The organism is Collinsella sp. OM08-14AT (assembly GCF_003438115.1).
In the GTDB taxonomy this organism is placed as follows: domain Bacteria; phylum Actinomycetota; class Coriobacteriia; order Coriobacteriales; family Coriobacteriaceae; genus Collinsella.
This window is the reverse complement of sequence record NZ_QSTE01000002.1, coordinates 1-22040: the sequence shown is the minus strand read 5'-3', so window position 1 is coordinate 22040 and position 22040 is coordinate 1. Positions and strand designations below refer to the sequence as shown.

The window sequence follows — 22040 nt, the reverse complement described above, 5'->3', positions numbered from 1 at the left end:
TCTTCCCGATGCTTCAAATATGCGAAGCGCATCTTCTGATGCTTGGTCAACCTGAAAGCAATTGCGAGTGACCTCATCGAAGCAGTAACGACGATCACTTACTGAGAAAAAATGCATACGTTCCTCAATTTCATGCTGGACTGGCACTAACCTTGTTTATTGTTGCGCAGCTATAAAAAACCACCAGCGGGGATTCGGTGTGCGGCCCAATCGGACTCCCAAAAGGTTCTATTTGAGACTGGCAAGCTTTGTGTTGTTGGCACTTCGACAGCGCTCTTTATTCCAACATGGAGCCTCGCAGTTTGAGTCGACTTGCCTCTGGAAGGTCCGATCTTAACTTGATTTAGGATGAAAACAGATTACAGGCGCGCTCCTCTAGAAAGAAAGGAAACCAATCGCCGCCTTTCACCAGGAAAGTTTTTATAGCCCACCTCGAGCAAAATGAAAGATGCGAGAGCGATTGGGGAACAACGCGAATCTCCCCTTTTGGGTGGGAGCGAGCCTTCAGCCACCGGCGAACGACTCGCCCTGGTCAGAATCTGGAAGTGGTGCCGGGCCGCTTGGGCCTCCCCGGTGACTTCGTGGGGCTTACCTGCCTGACGTCGAGGAGTACATCCGCAAGATTCGTTCCCTATGCCGTTTGCTCTCACGCCCGCCTTAGTTCCAAGTCGGGCGAGCCGCCGCGCTCATGCGACCCGTGGCGGCGACACGTCGACGCCGCGCTCGCTGAGCACATCTTCGGTCGCGTGCGAGCACGAGGTCGCGCCGGCGCATCCGCTGGGACTGCTGTGCGTGCAAAACGGCTACGTGGTGAGCGTCCCGCGCTGGATTCAGCCGAGTGAGGAAGGCGTTGAGATCGGCGCGCTGGCAACGGGGGAGGGCGGCATCACCGACGACGTCTCGGCCCGCCATGCCCATATCTGGTGCGACGAGTCTGGCGCATGGTTTGTCGAGGACCTGTCGTCCACTAACGGCACCGTGGTGGTAAACGGGGCCACGAGTGTGTGTATTCAAGTAGAGCCCGGCCGCTCCGCCCAGCTCAACCCCGGCGACGAGCTCAAACTCGGCGAATCCACCACCTACGCCATCCTGCTCGGCGCCCTCTAGCCGGCAGTTAGGGACGTTCCTTTCCTGCCGGTACTTGGGGACACTCCTTGGCGCGTCAGAGCCAGTCGTCCGGGGATGGAGGGACCATTCTGGCCTTTGGCGGTCACCCGAGGTAAACCTTTACCGCCCGCCTATATTTGTCGAAATTACACTTAACGGCGGGGTACAATAAGCCCGCATGCGGATTTCCGTTGCGGGCGCTTCCCATCGCCGGGGCGTGCCCGGGAGCATCCGGCATGCGGCCTTTGCGGCGCTCGGTCATGTGCAAGACGGGCGGTCGGGTCTGTGGGGCGCGTCAGTTGCCCCTCGCCTCGGCATGTCTTCTCTCCACGCCACGTACCTGCTGCTGAGCCTGCCTGCCAGATGATTGGAAGCAACAGCGTAAATCCCATCACGCCAACATCCCGGCGATCGCCGGGGCCTGTATACCTATATGAGAGGAGAGGGGTATATGGCGCGTAAGTTTAAGTCTATGGACGGCAACGAGGCGGCCGCATATGTTTCGTATGCGTACACCGAGGTAGCGGGAATCTATCCCATTACGCCGTCCAGCCCGATGGCCGACCATGTCGACCAGTGGGCGGCCCAGGGTCGCAAGAACATCTTCGGCACCCCGGTCAAGGTCGTCGAGATGGAGTCCGAGGCGGGTGCAGCCGGTACCGTTCACGGTTCGCTGGGTGCCGGTGCTCTGACCACCACCTACACGGCTTCTCAGGGTCTGCTCCTGATGATCCCGAACATGTACAAGATCGCGGGCGAGCAGCTCCCGGGCGTCTTCCACGTCTCCGCGCGTTGCGTCGCTTCCCACGCCCTGAACATTTTTGGCGATCACTCCGACGTCATGGCCTGTCGTCAGACCGGCTTCGCCATGCTCGCCGAGGGCAACGTCCAGGAGGTCATGGACCTCTCGCCGGTGGCTCACCTTGCCGCCATCGAGGGCAAGACCCCGTTCCTTAACTTCTTCGACGGCTTCCGCACCAGCCACGAGATCCAGAAGGTCGCCATGTGGGACTACAAGGATCTGGCCGAGATGTGCGACATGGACGCCGTCCAGGCTTTCCGCGATCACGCGCTCAACCCTGAGCACCCGCACACCCGCGGCAGCCACGAGAACGGCGATATCTTCTTCCAGAACCGTGAGGCCTGCAACAAGGTCTACGACGAGCTTCCCGCCGTCGTCGAGGGCTACATGAAGAAGATCAACGAGAAGCTCGGCACCGATTACGGCCTGTTCAACTACTACGGCGCTCCCGATGCCGACCGCGTCGTCGTGTGCATGGGCTCCTTCTGCGACGTGCTCGAGGAAGTCATCGACTACCTCAACGCTCACGGCGAGAAGGTCGGCCTGGTCAAGGTTCGTCTGTTCCGTCCGTTCTCCATCAAGCACTTCGTCGACGTTCTCCCCGAGACCGTCCAGAAGATCGCCGTCATGGACCGTACCAAGGAGCCGGGTTCCATCGGCGAGCCGCTCTACCAGGACGTCGTCTCCGCTCTCTACGAGGCTGGCAAGACGGGCATCAAGGTCGTCGGCGGTCGTTATGGCCTGGGCAGCAAGGACACGCCTCCCGCGTCCGCTTTCGCTGTCTTCGAGGAGCTCAAGAAGGACGAGCCCAAGCGCGAGTTCACCATCGGCATTGTCGATGACGTGACCAACCTGAGCCTGCCCGAGGCCGAGGATGCGCCCAACACCGCAGCCCCCGGCACCATCGAGTGCAAGTTCTGGGGTCTGGGTGGCGACGGTACCGTCGGCGCCAACAAGAACTCGATCAAGATCATCGGCGACCACACCGACAAGTACGTCCAGGCCTACTTCCAGTACGACTCCAAGAAGACCGGCGGCGTCACCGTCTCGCACCTGCGTTTTGGCGATTCCCCGATCCGTTCGCCGTACTACGTGACCAAGGCCGACTTTGTCGCTTGCCACAACCCCAGCTACATCGTTAAGGGCTTCAAGATGGTCCGCGACGTCAAGCCGGGCGGCACCTTCCTGGTCAACTGCCAGTGGAGCGACGAGGAGTTCGCCGAGCACATGCCCGCCGTGGCCAAGCGCTACATCGCGAACAACAACGTCAACGTCTACCTGATCGACGCTATCGACCTGGCCGCCAAGGTCGGCATGGGCAAGCGCACCAACACGGTGCTCCAGTCCGCCTTCTTCGCGCTGGCCAAGGTCCTGCCCGCCGAGGACGCCCTGCAGTACATGAAGGACGCGGCTACCAAGTCCTACATGAAGAAGGGCCAGGCTATCGTCGACGCCAACCACAAGGCCATCGATGCCGGCGCTACCGCCTTCCGTAAGTTCGAGGTTCCGGCCGACTGGGCTACCGCCGAGGATGCCGCTCCCGTCGAGCTCTCCGAGGAGACCAAGTCCGCTATCGCCCAGCAGGTCAAGAACCTGCTCGAGCCCATCGATCGCATGGACGGCGACAGCCTGCCTGTTTCCGCCTTCGTCGATTGCGCCGACGGCCAGTTTGAGCTGGGCGCCTCCGCATACGAGAAGCGCGGCGTCGCCGTGGTCGTTCCCCACTGGGACGAGACCAAGTGCATCCAGTGCAACCAGTGCGCCTACGTGTGCCCGCATGCCACCATCCGTCCGTTTGCGATGACCGAGGACGAGGCTGCCGCCGCGCCCGAGGCTACCCGCACGCTCGACGCCATGGGCCCCAAGGCCAAGGGCATGAAGTTCACCATGGCTGTGTCCCCGCTCGACTGCATGGGTTGCACCAACTGCGTCAAGGTTTGCCCCAAGGGCGCCCTCGAGATGGTTCCCACCGAGCAGGAGATGGACCAGCAGCCCGTTTGGGACTACATGGTCGAGAACGTCTCCGAGAAGAAGGAGCTCATCGCGGCCAACGTCAAGGGCAGCCAGTTTAAGCAGCCCTACCTGGAGTTCTCCGGCTCCTGCGCCGGCTGCGCCGAGACCGCCTATGCACGCCTGGTGACCCAGGTCGCCGGCGACCGCATGTTCATTTCCAACGCCACCGGCTGCTCCTCCATTTGGGGCAACCCCGCTGCCACCGCTCCTTACTGCAAGGACAAGGACGGTCACGGCCCGGCGTGGAACAACTCCCTGTTCGAGGACAATGCCGAGCACGGCCTGGGCATGGCCGTTGGCTATGAGGCCGTTCAGCACAAGCTGATCGCCGCTACCCAGGACATCATCGCCGCCGATGGTCCGTCCGACGAGCTCAAGGCTGCCGGCCAGGCTTGGATTGACTCTGTCAACGACGCCGAGGCCTCCAAGACCGCTGCCGCTGCCTACGTTGCCGAGCTCGAGAAGTGCGGCTGCGAGGCTTCCAAGGCAATCCTCGCCGACAAGGCTTACCTCACCAAGAAGTCCTTCTGGATCTTCGGCGGCGACGGCTGGGCCTACGACATCGGCTTCGGTGGCCTGGACCACGTCCTGGCTTCCGGCCACAACGTCAACGTCTTTGTCTTTGACACCGAGGTTTACTCCAACACCGGCGGTCAGGCCTCCAAGGCCTCGAACCTGGGCCAGGTCGCTCAGTTCGCCGCTGCCGGCAAGGTGACCAAGAAGAAGTCTCTGGCCGAGATTGCCATGAGCTACGGCTACGTCTACGTGGCGCAGGTCGCCATGGGCGCCAACCCGGCTCAGACCCTCAAGGCCATCCACGAGGCCGAGGCCTACGACGGCCCGTCCCTCATCATCGGCTACAGCCCCTGCGAGATGCACTCCATCAAGAAGGGCGGCATGCAGAACTGCCAGGCCGAGATGAAGAAGGCTGTCGAGTGCGGTTACTGGAACCTCTTCCGCTTCAACCCCGAGGCTGCTGCCGGCAAGAAGTTCTCGCTCGATTCCAAGGAGCCCGCGGGCGGTTATCAGGAGTTCCTGATGAACGAGGCCCGTTACGCTTCGCTGACGCGTTCCTTCCCCGAGCGCGCCGAGGAGCTCTTCAAGGAGAACGAGCAGGCCGCTATGGATCGCTATCAGCACCTGCTGAAGCTCAAGACGGTGTACAACGAGGCCTAAGTCTCCCACCGCAGGATCTGAGGGCTGACCTTCGCGGACGTCCTCGGACATGAAAGAACCCCCGCTGCGCACTACGTGCGGCGGGGGTTCTTTCGTCCTGCGGAGTGTCCGCGAAGGTCAGCCCTCAGATCCTGCTACGACTACGTCCTCGGATTGTGGGGCTGAATGAAGGATGTGGCTGTGGGGGTGCCTTGTCCCGGTCGCTGTTTCGCGGCGTGGCCGCGAAACCACGCGCCACTTTGGGCATGGAGGGCTAGCTGATTGTGGCCTTCTGCTGCCCCAGTGCTGTTTCGCGCTTTGCGCGAAACATCGCAGCACTTTGGGCATAGTGGGGGAGTTGGTTGTCGCTGCCTTCTATCCCCTTGCTGTTTCGCGCCTTTGGCGCGAAAGGCGCAGTACTTTGGGCGTGGGGGCTGGCTTGCGGACTCAGATGACCTAGAGAGATATGGGTGCAAACGAGAAATCGTTGTTGGGGTCGTCCTTTTCCATAAACTCATCGAGACAGAATGTCATATAGATTGGAACGTAAAGGATCTTGCCCTCTTTGCAAAGGTTTTCGTGGCTCAGCACAACGGCCTCGGGAATTTTGTACTCGCCCACACTCATCAAACGGTCGATGGCTGCATGTGCTCGAACTTTCTTGCCCGATTTGACTTCGATTGGGACAACATGCCCGCGGGCACCTTCGATTACAAAGTCGACTTCACCGACCTCACGCGTTTGGTAGTACCACGTATCTGCTCCGAGGGCAACGAGTTCCTGTGCGACCACGTTCTCATAGAGGCCGCCGAGGTTGGGGGTTTTCATGTCAAGGTAGACGGCGCGTGCCGTGCTGCCGGGATACCGCGATGCGAGCATACCTGTATCGGACTCGTATAGTTTAAAGGCCGTCGTTTTCTCCGTCCTCTTGAGAGGGCTTCGTGCCTCCGTCACCTGGGGGACCATCAATCCAACGCCTGCGTTCACCAGCCATAGGAAATCCTGCTCGTATTTTTGAAGACGAGCTCCCTCGCCTAGAGACGAGACGATAAAGCGATGGGACTCCGCCTCAAGCTGAACGGGAATTTGCTCGAAAATGGAGCGAACGTTAAACGCTCGAGTCGATGCATATTTAGAGATATCGCTTTTGTACTGATCGACTAGCTGAATTTGAAGCTCACGCGTTCTCACGAGCGAATAGCCCGAATCGATATAGTTCTGAACGACCTCCGGCATGCCGCCGCAAACGATATAGGCTCTAAAGTTTTTGAGCATCGCCTCATGAATATAGTTTTCGACGGGACGTCTCTCGACAAGGCGGCTGCGAATATCTGCAAGCACATTTTCGCTGACGCTGTTTGCCCAACAAAACTCTTCAAAATCCATTGGCCGCATAACAATGTGCTCGACATACCCCACCGGGAAAGAAGAGATCCCCTTAAACTCAGTCCCAAGCATAGACCCCGAGAAGACATAGCTAAAGCGCCCGTCCTCGACCAGCGCCTTCATGAGCGTGACGATCTGCGGATACTCCTGTATTTCATCGACAAAGATAAGCGTATCTCCCTCAACAAGCGGTGCATCCGCAAGAAGGGCCACGCGGTTGATAAAGTCAACGGCGTTCTTAGCGCCAATGAGCACATCTCTTGCCTCGGTATCGAGCAGCAAATTGGCCTCAAAATACGACGCGTAGTTGTCTTTACCAAACGCGCGAATCGCATAGCTCTTGCCAATTTGACGCGCACCGGTAACAAGCAATGCCTTATGAGAGTTATTTTTCCAGTTCAAAAGCCTATTAGTGACCTTACGGCGTAGCATTAAAACCCCCAAATGACAAAAATTGGCAAATAGATTTGCCCTAATCATACAAAAATTGGCAGATAGATTTGGCTCTAATCATACAAAAATTGGCAGATAGCAAAGATTCGCTTAGGTCTCAAAGTCATCGAGTCGGCGCGGTGCCATGCGAAAACGCTGGGGACGCCGTTAGCGTTCTCGGCTGCTTGAGTGGGCAGGAGCGAAAGGGCATCAGTGGCGTTCATGCAATACCCGACGGTAAAGTTCCATACTGCAAACTCACAGTCGCTTGCCGCGGGATGAAGCGCGTTCGGCTATCCCTTTTGTTGGATGAAAAGCCCCGTGTTATTGCAGGGGTGCATACTTGTCTTGCAAGTGCATAGAATCTCGTATAGTGCGAGTAAATAATTGCAGTGTCCGTTATGTGTTTAGCAAAGATATAGTTTGCATAATCCAGCCTAATCTCTGCTCTAATTAAATAAAGTCGCACGTAGATGACGTAAACATGTGTGAGCTGGGCTTCTTTACGCTGAGCGGGTAAAAACGACCGTTCACCGTTAAACTATTTTCAAAATGAATAAAATGAGCGATAAAGAGAATATAAACCTTAATAAACTCGCGTATTGCACGGACGCGGGTTATTAATGGGTTGTAGGCCTTTTACAGAAAGGATTCCAGCAATGTCTAAGCCTCTTGGCAAGCCCGATCGTATTGTCGTCGCCCTCGGCGGCAACGCCCTCGGCAACAACCCCGTCGAGCAGATCCAGGCCGTGAGCAACACCGCCCACGCTCTCCTTGGTCTTATCGAGCAGGGTAACGAGATCATCATCACCCACGGCAACGGCCCGCAGGTCGGCATGATCCAGAACGCCTTCGCCGCTGCCCACGACGCCATCGGCACCCCCGAGATGCCGCTGCCCGAGTGCGGCGCCATGTCCCAGGGCTACATTGGCTATCACCTGCAGCAGGGCATCGGCCGCGAGATGCACAAGCGCTATAAGCGTTGGCACGCCGCCACCGTCGTCACCCAGATCGAGTGCGACCCGGACGATCCCGCGTTCAAGAACCCGACCAAGCCGATCGGTCCCTTCTACACCGAGGAGCAGGCCAAGGAGTTCATGGCCGAGGATCCTTCCAAGGTCTTCGTCGAGGATTCCGGCCGCGGCTGGCGTCGCGTTGTCGCTTCCCCTGATCCCAAGAAGATCGTCGAGGCTGACTCCATCCTCAACCTGCTCGACAACGAGTTCATCGTCATCGCCTGCGGCGGCGGCGGCATCCCCGTCGTCCGCGACTACGAGAACAAGGGCTGCTACAAGGGCGTTCCCGCCGTTATCGACAAGGACCTGGGCGGCGAGCTGCTGGCCGAGGACTGCGACGCCGACGTTCTGTTCCTGCTGACCGCCGTTGAGCATGTCGCCATCAACTTTGGCAAGCCCAACCAGGAGGAGCTCGAGGACATCACCGCCGACGAGGCCGAGCGCCTGGCCGACGAGGGTCAGTTCGGCAAGGGCTCCATGGAGCCCAAGGTCCGCGCCGCCATCAAGTTCGCCCGCTCCCGCAAGGGCCGCACCTGCATCATCGGCGCCCTGGACAAGGCCGCCGAGACCATGGCCGGTCTCTCCGGTACCCGCATCCACGAGTAGTCTCTACTCTGTTGCCTCTCTCGTGGGCGCCAGACAAGACGTCCACAAACTAGCCTCTCTTCATGAGCCCCGCAGTCCGCTCCGACTGCGGGGCTTTTGCTATTCACCTAGTCGTTGGGGACAGACTTAAATGAGTAGTCCAAAACGGGATCTAGTTTCCCTTGAGGTCCTCAACGGGAAAATGCATCCCGGAATTTGGCCGAAAAGCGGGATGTTGTTTCCCAAACGGACCGCTAGCGGAAAGCGCATCTCACCATTGAGTTCCAAAGTGGGATGCGCTTTCCGTACCGGCGGTTCCTGGCAATCTGGGACTACTCATTTAAGTCTGTCCCCAATGAGTGTCCCCAATGACTAGTAGTAGGCCCACATGGCTTCGATTTCGTTGAGGACCTCCACCACGCCCCAGCGGCGGGCGCTGCGGCTGGCCGAGTTGGGGTCGTAGACGCCAATCTGGTTGGCATCGTCGATGCCGTAGAGCACGATATAGTGGCCTACGTTGGTAAACGTGCCGGGGCGCACTGCGGCGATGACGGGCGCACCCGAGCGAAGTGCTTGGGTAATCGATTCGCGATTGTTATAGAGCTGCGTTCCGTTGAGCCCCAGCTGCCACGCACCGCCTGTCATAAACGACCACTCGGTGGCACCAGTGGGGGCGTAGTTGCCGGCTTCGGCCAGTGCGCATATATCGACCGGCGTCTTATCGGTGTGGCCGGTCTTAAAGATATAGACCATGGTGAGGCAAGTGGGACCGAAAGCGTTTTCGCGAATAGTGCCACCGGCATAGGGCAGCTCCGACCATGCGGGGTCAATTTGGTAGATGTGGGGCATGGTGCCGGCACTCCACTGCGAGCGTGGGGTCGAGAACGCAAAGGAGTAACCGGGTGCGACGGGAGCTTTAAGCAGCTTGTCCTCGGCAGTGGGCTCGAGACCGGCTGATCCGTGAGAGATACAGGATCCCAAAAACACAAAGACGAGGCAGGCGGCGATGGAGCAAAGCGCAAGGCGCAGGCGGCGGGCCGGAAGCGCGTGGCTTGTGAAATGCGACGCGGGGCGAGGGGCGGAATTGCCGCGATCGCGTTGAGGTCGCGAAAAGGAGCGCTTAACGTAGTAGTCGGTCTTACGGCGATCGTAGCGGCGTGGCTGCGATGTGTCGGTCTGGCGTTGGCGTGTGCTCGTACTCATGCGGTCTGACTGCTGCACGGTACGGCTTTGTTGCCGCGAAGAAGCCCCGAGCTGCTCTTGGGGGCGCTGCGGGTTGTCGTTGTCGGAGGTGCTTCTGGGCGTTGGCGTGGTGCGGCCGGCAAGGCGCACGCTTTGTGGCCGTTGGTCGCCGTCATTGTATCCATATGCCATTCGAATCACCTTGCCTCATGTGTAACTTGTCTATCCTACATAAAAAGAGGCGCGACACATGGGTATGTGCGCCAAAAGCCTGACAAATGGTATGAACGTTGCCGCGCCGCGCGCCAAGCGTCACGGCAACATGTATTCAAAAGCAGACAAGATGAAAGCGTCCAAGACGAATGACGTCTTCCGCCATTCGTCCCAAAAACGGCGCCGCTCGTTTTGCAGTTCTGCCTTCGGTCGAGCCACAAGCGGCGCTGCTGTGCCAAGGCCGTATCTTAAAGCCACGAAATAAAAGCGCGCGGCAAAACAGACCGCGCAAGGGGTGACGCCAAAGAGGCGTCAATAAGGAAAGGAGGGGAACAATGGCGGACAAGAACGCAGAAGTTGCAGTCGAAGGTAACGGCGGCATGAAGAAAACGCTTTCGCTCTGGAACTTCTTCACCATCGGTTTCGGTGCCATCATCGGTACTGGTTGGGTCCTGCAGGTCGGCGACTGGATGGTCGTGGGCGGCGGTCCCGTTCCCGCTATGATCGCATTCCTCTTGGGTGCAATCTTCCTCGTGCCCGTCGGAGCTGTTTTCGGTGAGCTCACGGCTGCTATCCCCATCTCGGGCGGCATCGTCGAGTATGTCGACCGTAGCTTTGGCCGTACGCTGAGCTACATCACCGGATGGCTTTTGGCCCTGGGCAACGGCATCCTGTGCCCGTGGGAGGCCATCGCCATTTCGACCCTCGTGTCCGAGATGTTCGGCAGCCTGCCCGGTCTTGAGTGGCTGCGCGCCGTCAAGCTCTACACCATCTTGGGCGCCGACGTTTACTTGTTCCCGACGCTAATCGCGCTCGGCTTTGCAGTCTACGTCATCTTCCTCAACTTCCGCGGTGCCAGCTCGGCCGCCAAGCTCCAGGCCTTCCTGACCAAGGCCCTGCTCTGCGGCATGCTGCTCGCCATTGGTGTCTCGCTGTTCACCGGTTCGCCGGAACACGCCATGCCCGTGTTCTCCCAGGTCACCGGTGCTGGCGGCGGCAAGCCCGCTACCGAGGGCACCAGCCTGTTCGCCGGCATCGTGTCGGTCCTGGTTTTGACCCCGTTCTTCTACGCCGGCTTCGATACCATTCCTCAGCAGGCTGAGGAAGCAGCCGAGGGCCTCAACTGGAACAAGTTCGGCAAGATCATCTCCCTGGCCCTGCTGGCCGCCGGCGGCTTCTACATGGTCTGCATCTACTCGTTCGGCACCATCCTCGACTGGCATGAGTTTGTTAAGAGCCCGGTTCCCGCGCTTGCCTGCCTCAAGGGCATCAACATGCTCCTGTACCTGGCCATGCTCGTCATCGCCACGCTTGGACCCATGGGCCCGATGAACTCCTTCTACGGCGCCACGAGCCGCATCATGCTCGCCATGGGCCGAAAGGGCCAGCTGCCCGAGAAGTTCGCCGAGGTCGATCCCAAGTCCGGCGCTCCCAAGCTCGCCTGCGTCGTTCTGGGCGTCATCACCGTCGTCGGTCCGTTCCTTGGCAAGAACATGCTCATCCCTCTGACCAACGTGTCGGCTCTCGCCTTCATCTTCTCCTGCGGCATGGTCGCCCTCGCTTGCCTGCGCATGCGCTTCACCGAGCCCGACCTGCCTCGTCCCTACGAGGTGCCCGGCGGCAAGTTTGGCATCTGCCTCGCTGTCGCTGCCTGCGCCGTCATCATCGGCTTGCTCGTGATCCCGTTCTCTCCCGCCTCCCTCAACATGGTGGAGTGGAGCATCGTGATCGGCTGGCTGGCCATTGGCCTGGCCCTCATGGCTTTCACCAATTCCCGCAAAAAGTAACGCCTGGCCGGGGCGGATCGGGTGCGCGGAATCCTCTCTCCCGCGCACCGAACCCGGCGCCACTTGGGTAGCTTTGTGAGGCCTTAACCCAACACGGCCTCGCCCACTATATGGATCCATAAGGAGGAACCATGTCCACTAAGTATGCAATCGTTGGCGGCAAGCTCATCGACGGTACCGGTGCCGAGCCGGTCGAGAACTCCCTCGTTCTCGTCGACGACAACGGCAAGATCGAGTACGCCGGCACTATGCAGGACCTTCCCGAGGGCGTTGAGGTTATCGACGCCGCCGGCAAGACCGTCCTTCCCGGTCTGATCGACACCCACCTGCACTTCTCGGGCAACCTGACCGACGATGACACCGATTGGGTTATGCAGCCGCTCCTCGAGAAGCAGGCCGTCGCCGTCAAGCAGGCCTACGACTGCCTCACCCACGGCCTCACCACCGTCTGCGAGATCGGCCGCTTTGGTATCCAGATCCGCGACTGCATCGACAAGGGCGTCTTCAAGGGCCCGCGCGTTCTGGCCACCGGCCTTGGCTTCTGCCGCGTTGCCGGCCACGGCGACTCCCACCACTGCAGCCAGGAGCTCAACAAGGAATCGCACCCCTGGGGCGATCAGGTCGACGGTCCTTGGGATCTGCGCAAGGCCGTCCGTCGTCGCCTGCGCGAGAACCCAGATGCCATCAAGATCTGGGCTACCGGTGGCGGCATCTGGCGCTGGGACTCCGGCCGCGACCAGCACTACTGCTCCGAGGAGATCCAGGCTGTGGTCGAAGAGGCCAAGATGGTCGGCATCCCCGTGTGGAGCCACTGCTACAACAACCACGCCGCTGCCTACGATTCCGTTCGCTTTGGCTGCGAGCAGCTGATTCACGGCTTCGATATCGATGAGCGAACCATGGACCTCATGGCCGAGCAGGGCACCTTCTTCACCCCGACGATCGCCTTCCTGCCCACCTGGTACGCCACCTATCCGCCCGTCTACGTCCCCGAGCTGCACGACAAGTACGAGGGCACCCTGGTCGAGAAGGAGCTGCAGCGCAACTACGACTGCCTGCGCGAGGCCAAGAAGCGCGGCGTCGTCATGACGATCGGCTCCGACTCCTTCTCCTTCGTCACCCCGTACGGCACCTGCTCCATCGAGGAGATGTACGAGTTCGTCGACAAGATCGGCTTCACTCCGGTCGAGACCATCACCTGCGCCACCCTCAACGGTGCCAAGATGTGCCACATCGAGGACGAGACCGGTTCCATCGAGGCCGGCAAGTGCGCCGACCTGCTGGTTGTCAACGGTGACGTCGCCGCCGACATCCACGTGCTCAACACCGACAACATGGACGTCATCATGAAGGATGGCTGGATCGTCGAGGCTGGCACTTTTGGTGAGGCTAACAAATACAGCGCCTAAGATACCGTTTGTCGATGGCTTGATGTAAAACACAGTTTTTGATTGCATAATGCAATGGAGAGGGTCGCTTGCGGCCCTCTTTATTGCTATGGGTGCTAAGGACAAGAGGGGATGACGGTGGATTTAAACAGGCTGATTCTGGGCAAGAGCTACAACTCTACCAAGGTCTTTCGTACGGCCCAGCATGTGGTTCAGGCCATCCTGCTCGGTATTGTCGTTCCGGCGCTTATCCTGCTGCTTATCTGGGATTTAACCGATAATCCCAATCCCGTTCCGGGCGTTGTCGTTATTGCCGGTCTGGTCATGCTGTGCTTCTTTTTCTCGTATGTCTTTGTGGTCCCCGACGACCTCACATCGAGCGCAACCGACCGTACGCTCGCCATCGCATCAAAAATATTCGCCTACACGTCGCGCGGCCTTACGCCCGAAGCGGCCCTGGGCGCCTCCAAAATCATTCTGTCCGAAACTATCGCCTCGGCCATCTGCTTTACCGACGGCAAGCAGGTGCTGGCGAGCTGGGGCGAGGACTCGGCAAAATGCCCCGCGGGCACTCCGGTTGTGCTGCGGACTACGCTCAACGTGATCAACAGCGGTGAGCAAAGCGTATTTTCGCGCGATGCCTCGACTGAGACGGGCGGCTACTTTCCGCGCCTGCGCGCCGGTATCGTCGCACCGCTCACCGTGCGCGGGCATTGCGTGGGCACGCTCGAGCTGTATTATCCCCGTCTGAGCAGCATCGATATGCGCCAGACGGCGCTTGCCTCGGGCTTTGCCGACCTCATTTCCACGCAGCTTGCGAGCTTTGAGCTCGAGCGCCAGGACGAGCTTACAGCTCGCGTGGAGCTGCGCGCCTTGCAATCGCAGGTCGATCCTCATTTTCTATTCAATACCATCAGCACCATCGTGTCGCTCGTACGTACCGAGCCGGACAAGGCCAGGTCGCTGCTGATCGACTTTTCCAATTACTACCGTCAGACGCTTTCTGATTCCGATACCCTCACAACGCTCGAGCACGAGGTGGAACAGGGCACTCGCTATGTCAATCTTATGCAGGCCCGGTATGGCGACGGCCGTCTGCGCGTTTCGGTCGACATCGACTTTGAGGTGCGCGATTGCATGGTGCCGCCGTTTATCTTGCAGCCGTTGCTCGAAAACTGCATCAAGCACGCGCAGCGCGAGACCGAGCCGCTTTCTATTCATGTTAGGGCTTTTGAGACCGATGACGGTTTGGAGATCATCGTCGAGGACGACGGCATCGGTATGAGCGAAGAGGTCTGCGCACATCTGTTTGAGCAGCATCGCCTGGAGGAGCCCGAGAGCATTACCGCCGACGGCTCCGTCAAGCGAGGTTGCGGCCTGGCGCTCTTCAACGTGCTTCAGCGCATCCATTTCTTTTACGGAGAAGATTCCGGCATGCGCGTGAAGTCCCAGGAGGGCGTGGGAACGCAGGTCATCGTCGAGCTGAACGGCGAGCCGCATGAGCCGGCGCCGATGAAGGTGTAGCGCGCGGTTGGATTGAGAGAAAAAAAGAGGGGAAGCGCATATGTCCGAGGGATGGAACATCTTGGTGGTTGATGACGAGCCTCCTATTAGGGCTGAGCTACGTTATCTGCTGGAAAAGGATGCACGTGTGGGACAGATTGCCGAGGCGGGCAATGTCACCGAGGCCGTGGAGTCGATTCTGTCGAACAAGCCCGACGTGCTGTTTTTGGATATCACGATGCCCGGCCGCTCGGGAATCGAGCTTGCCGAGACGCTGCAGAACCTAAAAACGCCGCCGGTCGTGGTGTTTGTGACGGCATTTGCCGAGTATGCGGCCGATGCCTATAACCTCGATGCCATTGATTACGTCGTCAAGCCGGTCGAGGATGCCCGCCTGTCAAAGGCGCTCGATAAGATCGAGGCCGCCCTGGGCGTTCGTCGTGTCGTCCATGCTCCGCGCCAGCCCTTGCGCCTGACGGTGGATCGCGGGGGCAAAAAGGTGTTCATCCCCGTGGCGGATGTCTGCTACTTTGAGGCGCGTGCCGATTTTTGCAACGCCGTCTGCGCCGAGGGAACATATCTGATCAATGAGTCGATCTCTTCGCTCGAACGTCGCTTGGGCTCCGAGGGCTTTATTCGCGTTCATCGCAGCTATCTGGTCAATTTGGAAGACGTGCACAATGTTGAGATTGGCTCCACGGGGTTGATGGAGCTCAGGCTCGACCGCGTGAGCTCGACGGTGCCGGTGTCCCGTCGTCGTGCCGCCGAGGTCAAGTCGCACCTGGGGCTTGCGTAAGAGGCTTGCGTGCTGTCGTTTACCATCGCAGGTTTGGTATGGGCGCGCGGTGGGCATAATGGGTGGCATCGAATGAAATCGAAAGGATCATTATGCCCGCGCTTATCACCCATCATCTGTTTGGCGAGGAAAGCATCGACCGTCTTCCGCAGGGCGTCATCACGTCCGATGAAGAGCGCATTGCCTTTATCTTGGGCAACCAAGGCCCCGACCCGTTTTTCTTTCACATTCTGACACCGCGTGTTTCCGACTGTACGCTGCTGGCGCAGGTCATGCATCGCTCGCGCATGTCTCGCCAGTTCGCGTGCCTGCGCGACGGCGTGTCGCATCTGCTGCCGCGCGACGCCAGCTTGGGTCGCGCCTTTGCGCTGGGCCTGCTGTCTCATTACGTGCTCGACCGCAACGCCCATCCCTTTGTCTATGAGCAACAGTTTGGCATCGTGGAGTCCGATTCAGAGCTTGAGGATTCGAGCAGTCAGGTCCATGCCGTGATCGAGAGCGACCTGGATGTACTGATGCTGCAGCTTAAACGCGATGGCGCTACGGTCGACGATTACCCGCCGGCGGGCGAGATCGTCACCACCGATCGCATCAATCGCGTTGCCGGCGTGCTGATGAGCTATGTTGCCGGACGCGTGTACGGCATTGACATTCCGGCGGGGGAGTACGGTGCCGCCGTTGCCAATATGCAGCGACTTTACCGCGCGATTGAGCCGGCTGGCTCCGTAAAGACGCGCGCGATCTCGTTGGTTGAGGGCTTGGTGCACGACTACTCGCTGCTCGACGGCCTTGCCCATCGCGTGACGACGGAGCTGCCCGAGCGCACCGGTAACCTGGGCCACTTGGCATGGAAGAACCCCTTTACCGATGAAGTCTCGACCGAGAGCTTCCCCGAGGTCTTTGACCGCGCGCTGCTCGATTACGAGTGCACGGTTGCCCGCTTTATCGAGACCGGCGATATGGAAGCCGTGACCAACCATGTCAATTACAGCGGTCGCGTGCTCAATGTCGATGAGGAGTTCGACCGCGAGGAATAGGGTCCGTGAGTGCCCCTTTGCCGAATCCTTACCGGCGGTTCTGGACAATTGGGGTACGATGAACTAACTGCATATCGGGCGAATACGAAGGGTCCCTGTCCATGAAATACACCAAGCTCGAGCGTAACTGGGTTATGTATGATGTGGGCAATTCGGCCCTCGTGCTGCTCAATACCTCGGTGGTGCCCATTTACTTTAACGCCATCAATACCGGCGCTTCCTCGGCCGACCTGGTGGTCGCCTGGGGCAATGCGCAGACGATCGCCTCGCTGGTCATCGCCATGCTCATGCCCATTCTGGGCGCGCTTGCCGACTACGCTGGCAACAAGATCAAGTTCTTCTTAGGCTTCTTCCTCACGGGCCTGGTGCTTTGCCTGGCGCAGGCTATCCCAATGTCCGCCATGGCATTTTTGACCGTGTACGTGCTGTGCACCATCGGCCTTAACTCTTCTATGACGTTCTACGACGCCATGCTGCCCGACATTACCACCGACGAGCGCATGGACGCCGTGTCCAGCTCGGGCTATGCCTGGGGCTACATCGGTTCCACCGTGCCGTTCATCATCTGCCTGGCGCTTATCATGGGTGGTCCCGCTCTTGGTGTCCCCACCATGCTGGCAACGCGTCTGTCGTTTGTCATCACTGGTGCCTGGTGGCTCATCTTTACCCTGCCGCTCATTCGCACCTATAAGCAAAAGTACGGTCGCGAGCGTGGTTCCGAGGACACCATCGGCCACATCGTGGGCGGCGTGTTCTCCGAGGTCGGACACACCATGCGCGAGATCGCCCACAACAAGACCGTGCTGGTCTACATGATCGCGTTCTTCTTCTACATCGACGGTGTGCACACGGTTATTTCTATGGCAACCAGCTATGGATCGGCTCTGGGCATCGACTCGACCCAACTGGTGCTGGCTCTGCTCGTTACGCAGTTTGTGGCCTTCCCGTCCGCCATCATCTACGGTAAGCTCGCCGGCCGCGTGGGCACACTCAATATGATCATGGTGGCCGTCGCCGCCTATATGGGCATCGTGCTCTTTGCCGCGTTTTTCTTAAAGACCGCCTTTGAGTTTTGGGTGCTCGCTATTTTGGTCGGCCTGTTCCAGGGCGGCGTGCAGGCGCTGAGCCGCAGCTACTTCGGCCGCATTATCCCCAAGGAAAAGTCCAACGAGTACTACGGCTTCTTCGATATCTTTGGTCGTTACGCAAGCGTTATGGGCACCTTCTTGGTGTCGGTCGTCACCTCGCTGACCGGCAACCCCTCGCTGGGCGTCCTTTCCATTGGCGTGCTGCTGGTGGTGGGCTTTGTGCTGCTGGTCCGTCTGTCCCGCATGTCTCAGACGGCAGAGCAGGCTGCATAGGAACTTGCCGGTAATTGCGTCCGCCGCGATACTCTTTTGGGGTTATCCGCAATAAACATTCTGACTTTCGAACAATGATTAGCCCAAGTGGGTATGATGGAGTCAGCTAGGTCGCGGGGCGTCGCCTGTGTTTGGCGGCGTCCCGTTTTTGTGTTGCAGGGAGGGTAAGGCATGAACGCCACGGTCGTGATTCCAACGTATTGGGCGGGCGATGACGCTCGCGCAAACGCCCCTGGCACCTATGACCATTCGACACGACTCAACGCCGACAATCCCGAACTCGACCGCTGCCTGGCCTCGCTTGAGCAGGTGCGCGACATCCCGCGCATCATCCTTTTGGTGGTCTGTCCCGTTTCTGCCACAGCCGATGTGTCGCTGCGCGTGCACGAGATTGTCGACGCGCATCCCACGCTCAAGGTCACCGTTGTCACCAACGCCCAGGCCTCGCGCATCGCAGACCGGGTTGCTCAGATCGCGCCCAAGGGTTCGGGCGAGTGCGTGAGCCTGCGAGGCTACGGTGCCATCCGCAACATGGGGCTAGCCTGTGCCGCTGTGCTGGGGCATGACGCGGTTATCTTTTTGGATGACGATGAGACTGTCATCGACGCCGACTTTATGAAGCGCGCGACCTATGCGTTGGGGCAGCAGACGCGTCAGGGCTTGCCGATCTTGGTCAAGAGCGGCTATTTCTACGATCGCGACGGCTCGCCGCTGGCTCCCACGGACAAGGCGGGCATCTGCCATCGTTGGTGGACCAAGCGCATCGAGTTCAACCGTTGGATGAAAAAGGCGCTCTCGGGCACCCGCATCTCGCGCTCCAACTACGTGTGCGGCGGCCTGATGGCCCTGCACGCCCGCGCCTTTACGCGTGTGGCCTTTGACCCGTTCATCACCCGCGGCGAGGACTTGGATTACCTCTTTAACATGCGCATGTTTGGCTACGACGTGTGGTTCGATAACGAGTGGACCGTGCGCCATCTGCCTCCGGAGTCCGAAAAGCGCTCACCGCGCTTTATGCAGGATGTATACCGTTGGTACTACGAACGGGCCAAGTTGACGTTCGCCGCGCATCAAAAGGAGCTCATCCCCGTTACGGCGGCATCGCTCATGCCCTACCCGGGCCCGTGGATTTCGCGCGAGCTCGACGACCGCGTGCGCAAGACCGCTATGGTCCGCAGCGTGTTTACCCGCGAGCATGAGGGCTACCTGCGCATCTGGCGCCATGGTATTGACGAGACAAAGACCTACGCGCGCCAAAACGCCGCAAGCTACCTGCGTTTCCAGAGCTTTTGGCCCAAGATTATGGACGGTCTCTGGCGTGACGCACAACTGATCAGTATCCTGGAGGGGGCCGAATGATCGACCGCCGCGCCCAGCGCGATAGTTCAATATCAATCTTTCGCATCATTGCCGTTGCCTGCGCCATTTGCGTGTTGGTGTACTTTATTTTTGCCTTGGTGACCGGTATCGAGCCGATCGCCACGGTGATTGCCTGCGCGCTGCTGTGCATCTTTCTGTGCATCTTTATCTTTTTGACGCTCAATCCCGATTCGGTGCGCTCCCAGTACACCGAGGAGACGCTCTCGGTGGCCTCGGCCATGCTCGAGGACATTAAGGGCGGTCTGACGCAGGAGTCGGCGCGTTTGGTGTGCCGGCGCATTTTGCCCGAGACGCGCGCCATGACGGTGGCCATCACCGACGAGGGCAACGTGCTTGCCTGCGCGGGAGAGTTTGAGGAAAAACTACTGCCAGATTCTCCCATCCACACGCTTGCCACACGCTACGTTATCGAACATGGCATCGTGCAGTCGTTCAACCGTATGGTGGATGTCGTGGGCTCGGACGGCTCGCACAACCAAGTTCCCGCCGGCATTATCGCCCCCATCAAGGTAGGCGATCGTACCGTCGGCACGCTCAAGTTCTACTACAAGACCCCGCGCGCCGTCGACCGTACCCAGTACGCGCTTGCCTCGGGCTTTGCCGAGATCTTGTCCACGCAGCTCGCCATCCACGAGCTCGAGGTGCAAAAGGAACTCACGGCGCGCGCCGAGGTGCGTGCGCTGCAGGCGCAGATTAACCCGCACTTCCTGTTCAACACGCTGAACACCATTGCATCGTTTACGCGCACCGACCCGCTGCGGGCCCGCGAACTGCTTCGTGAGTTCTCATCGTTCTATCGTGCCACGCTCGACAACTCGGGATCGCTTATTCCGGTCTCGCGCGAGGTCGCACAGACCAAGCGCTACCTTACCTTTGAGAAGGCCCGCTTTGGCGAGGACCGCGTGCTTGCGACGTTCGATGTGTCCGAGGACGTGGAAGATACGCTGGTGCCGGCGTTCGTGATCCAGCCGATTGTCGAGAACGCCGTGCGTCATGGTATGGGCGATGACGACGCCCTGAGGATCGACGTGACCGTTCACCAAGACGGCGAGGATGCAATCTTGATTGCCGTGGCCGATAATGGCGTGGGCATGGATGAGGGTACCGCCGCCAGACTGTTTGACGAGCGCTCTGCCCGTCCCGACGCCAGCTCTCCCCAGGGTGGCGGCGCCGGTGTGGCCATGCACAATATTTCGGAGCGCATCCATCGCTTTTTTGGGCCGCACTCCTATACGCGTGTCGAATCGGCGCCGGGCAAGGGCACCAAAGTGCTTCTTCATCTTGATTTGTCAGAGAGCATCTTTGACATTCAAGAGTAAAATAAAAAGCTACGGGCTCAACGTCATGCGACGGACGCCCGGCGTAGTTAGTTGACGAAAGGTTTTATCCCTATGCTGCGTGCGATGATTGTGGATGATGAGGCGCCGGCTCGCTCGGAGCTTCGCTTCCTGCTCGAGCAAACGGGCAAGATCGGCACGATCACGGAGGCGTCGAGCGTCCGCTCCGCCATCGAGATGCTTATGGAAAGTCGCGTGGATGTCGTGTTTCTCGATATCTCGATGCCCGGTGCCTCGGGCCTGCAACTTGCCGAGGCGCTGCATAAGCTCAAAAATCCGCCGGCGATCGTGTTTGTGACTGCGTATAGCGACCATGCGGTCGAGGCATTCGACGTGGATGCCGTCGATTATCTGATGAAGCCGGTCGAGGAAGCTCGCTTGGATCGCGCGATCGAGAAGGTCATGCAACGCACCAAGCCGGTTACGGACAGCAAGGTGACCATCGAGCGTATCCCGGTGGAAAAGGGCGGCCGCAAGGTGCTCATTCCCGTGGACGACATTCGCTTTATCATGGCCAAGGACGATTACTCCTGCATCTATACCGTCGATGATCGCTTTTTGTCGACGACCTCGCTGGCGCAGTTTGAGGCCAAGCTCTGCGACTTTGGCTTCTTCCGTGTTCACCGCCGCTATATCGTTAACTTGGCGTGCGTCACGGACGTTGAGACGGTGCCCTCGGGCGCCATCCAGCTGGGCATTACGGGCGTCGACGAACGCGTGCCGGTTTCGCGCCGCCGCGTCGTGCCGCTCAAGAAGGCTCTGAGTCTCTAGCACACTGGCCCCGCAGCCCTGTGGACCCATCGTCTGCGGAGCCGTGGGGCCTTTTTTGTATGTATCTGCCGAATCGTTTTTTGCGGAAGGGATCCCATGAACAGTGCAAGCGCCAAGCGTATCGACATCATCTCGGACACCCACGGCTATCTTTCGCCTGCGCTCCTGGATGAGCTTGAAGGCGCAGACCTGATTATCCACGCCGGCGACCTCACGTCAGAGATGGACTACGAGCACCTATGCACCATCGCCCCCGTGCGGGCCGTACTGGGCAACAACGATTACTACCGCGACTACGGCCCCGATGTAGACCGTCTTGCGCTCTTTACTTACGAAGGCCTCAAATTCGCCGTAGCCCACTACCGCGAAGACCTTCCGGTGGGATCCGTAGACGTAGCTATCAACGGCCACACCCACGTAACCAAAGAAGCCCAAGTGGGTCGCTGCTTAGTCCTCAACCCGGGCAGCGCCAGCTACCCCAGAGGCACCCGAGGCCCCACCATGGCCAGAATGCTCGTCAAAGACGGCAAGATCCTAAGCACCAAGTTTATTGACTTGGACTAACCGCAACAAAAACGGGGGATGCAGATGCGTCCCACGTTTCCATTTGAGCCAAAGGCAGAGCTTCAGCAAGATCCTTAGACAAACCCCGCCGCGGAGAACGGGGCCGCCGAGCCGCGAAGCGGCGAGGAACAACAACGACTCGAACAAAGTGACGACAGGGAGGGTCTCCGGGGCTGGGGGCGGGGGTTAAGTTTGTCGCGAGTTCCGCACGCAAAGGAAAGCACT

Annotated in this window: 16 protein-coding genes; 14 read left to right on the top strand and 2 right to left on the bottom strand. The window is 59.4% G+C overall.

Annotated features, from left to right (window positions below):
- Nucleotides 1–633 precede the first annotated feature (633 nt).
- Both DXC18_RS01610 and nifJ read left to right on the top strand, forming a co-directional pair.
- Nucleotides 634–1107, top strand: coding sequence for an FHA domain-containing protein (locus DXC18_RS01610; RefSeq protein ID WP_117716150.1), 474 nt, complete (start codon nt 634–636; stop codon nt 1105–1107).
- Between the two features lie 451 nt (nt 1108–1558).
- The gene (gene nifJ / locus DXC18_RS01605) at nt 1559–5098 is read left to right on the top strand and encodes a pyruvate:ferredoxin (flavodoxin) oxidoreductase (protein ID WP_117716149.1); all 3540 of its coding nucleotides are present in this window, start codon (nt 1559–1561) and stop codon (nt 5096–5098) included.
- A 435-nt stretch (nt 5099–5533) separates the two neighbouring features.
- On the opposite strand, the gene DXC18_RS01600 is transcribed toward nifJ, so the two are convergent.
- Nucleotides 5534–6943: an ATP-binding protein gene (locus DXC18_RS01600; protein WP_117716148.1), complete on the bottom strand. Its 1410-nt coding sequence runs from the start codon at nt 6941–6943 to the stop codon at nt 5534–5536.
- 611 nt (nt 6944–7554) lie between these two features.
- Here DXC18_RS01600 and arcC point away from each other — a divergent pair.
- Complete coding sequence (arcC, locus tag DXC18_RS01595) at nt 7555–8517, top strand: carbamate kinase (protein WP_117716147.1); 963 nt, start codon at nt 7555–7557, stop codon at nt 8515–8517.
- Between the two features lie 351 nt (nt 8518–8868).
- On the opposite strand, the gene DXC18_RS10625 is transcribed toward arcC, so the two are convergent.
- A complete protein-coding gene (locus DXC18_RS10625) occupies nt 8869–9870 on the bottom strand; it encodes a C39 family peptidase (protein WP_233508974.1) in 1002 nt (333 codons plus the stop codon).
- Between the two features lie 58 nt (nt 9871–9928).
- Here DXC18_RS10625 and DXC18_RS10325 point away from each other — a divergent pair, with 58 nt between their 5' ends.
- From DXC18_RS10325 to DXC18_RS01540, 11 genes are all read left to right on the top strand, one after another.
- Entirely contained in the window at nt 9929–10156 is a 228-nt protein-coding gene (locus tag DXC18_RS10325) for a hypothetical protein (RefSeq protein ID WP_147330251.1), read from the top strand.
- Between the two features lie 70 nt (nt 10157–10226).
- Entirely contained in the window at nt 10227–11678 is a 1452-nt protein-coding gene (locus DXC18_RS01585) for an APC family permease (RefSeq protein ID WP_117716146.1), read from the top strand.
- 131 nt (nt 11679–11809) lie between these two features.
- Complete coding sequence (locus DXC18_RS01580; protein ID WP_117716145.1) at nt 11810–13087, top strand: amidohydrolase family protein; 1278 nt, start codon at nt 11810–11812, stop codon at nt 13085–13087.
- A 117-nt stretch (nt 13088–13204) separates the two neighbouring features.
- On the top strand, nt 13205–14590 hold the full coding sequence (locus DXC18_RS01575) for a sensor histidine kinase (protein ID WP_233508973.1): 1386 nt from the start codon (nt 13205–13207) through the stop codon (nt 14588–14590).
- A 40-nt stretch (nt 14591–14630) separates the two neighbouring features.
- Entirely contained in the window at nt 14631–15365 is a 735-nt protein-coding gene (locus DXC18_RS01570) for a LytTR family DNA-binding domain-containing protein (protein ID WP_117716143.1), read from the top strand.
- A gap of 92 nt (nt 15366–15457) precedes the next feature.
- On the top strand, nt 15458–16402 hold the full coding sequence (locus DXC18_RS01565) for a zinc dependent phospholipase C family protein (protein ID WP_117716142.1): 945 nt from the start codon (nt 15458–15460) through the stop codon (nt 16400–16402).
- A gap of 101 nt (nt 16403–16503) precedes the next feature.
- Nucleotides 16504–17763: an MFS transporter gene (locus DXC18_RS01560; RefSeq protein WP_117716141.1), complete on the top strand. Its 1260-nt coding sequence runs from the start codon at nt 16504–16506 to the stop codon at nt 17761–17763.
- Between the two features lie 171 nt (nt 17764–17934).
- Entirely contained in the window at nt 17935–19122 is a 1188-nt protein-coding gene (locus DXC18_RS01555; RefSeq protein WP_117716140.1) for a glycosyltransferase, read from the top strand.
- A complete protein-coding gene (locus tag DXC18_RS01550; RefSeq protein WP_117716139.1) occupies nt 19119–20462 on the top strand; it encodes a histidine kinase in 1344 nt (447 codons plus the stop codon). The genes DXC18_RS01555 and DXC18_RS01550 overlap by 4 nt, the downstream gene beginning before the upstream one ends.
- 72 nt (nt 20463–20534) lie before the next feature.
- Complete coding sequence (locus DXC18_RS01545; protein WP_022094115.1) at nt 20535–21251, top strand: LytTR family DNA-binding domain-containing protein; 717 nt, start codon at nt 20535–20537, stop codon at nt 21249–21251.
- A 96-nt stretch (nt 21252–21347) separates the two neighbouring features.
- The gene (locus DXC18_RS01540) at nt 21348–21815 is read left to right on the top strand and encodes a YfcE family phosphodiesterase (RefSeq protein ID WP_117584170.1); all 468 of its coding nucleotides are present in this window, start codon (nt 21348–21350) and stop codon (nt 21813–21815) included.
- Nucleotides 21816–22040 lie beyond the last annotated feature (225 nt).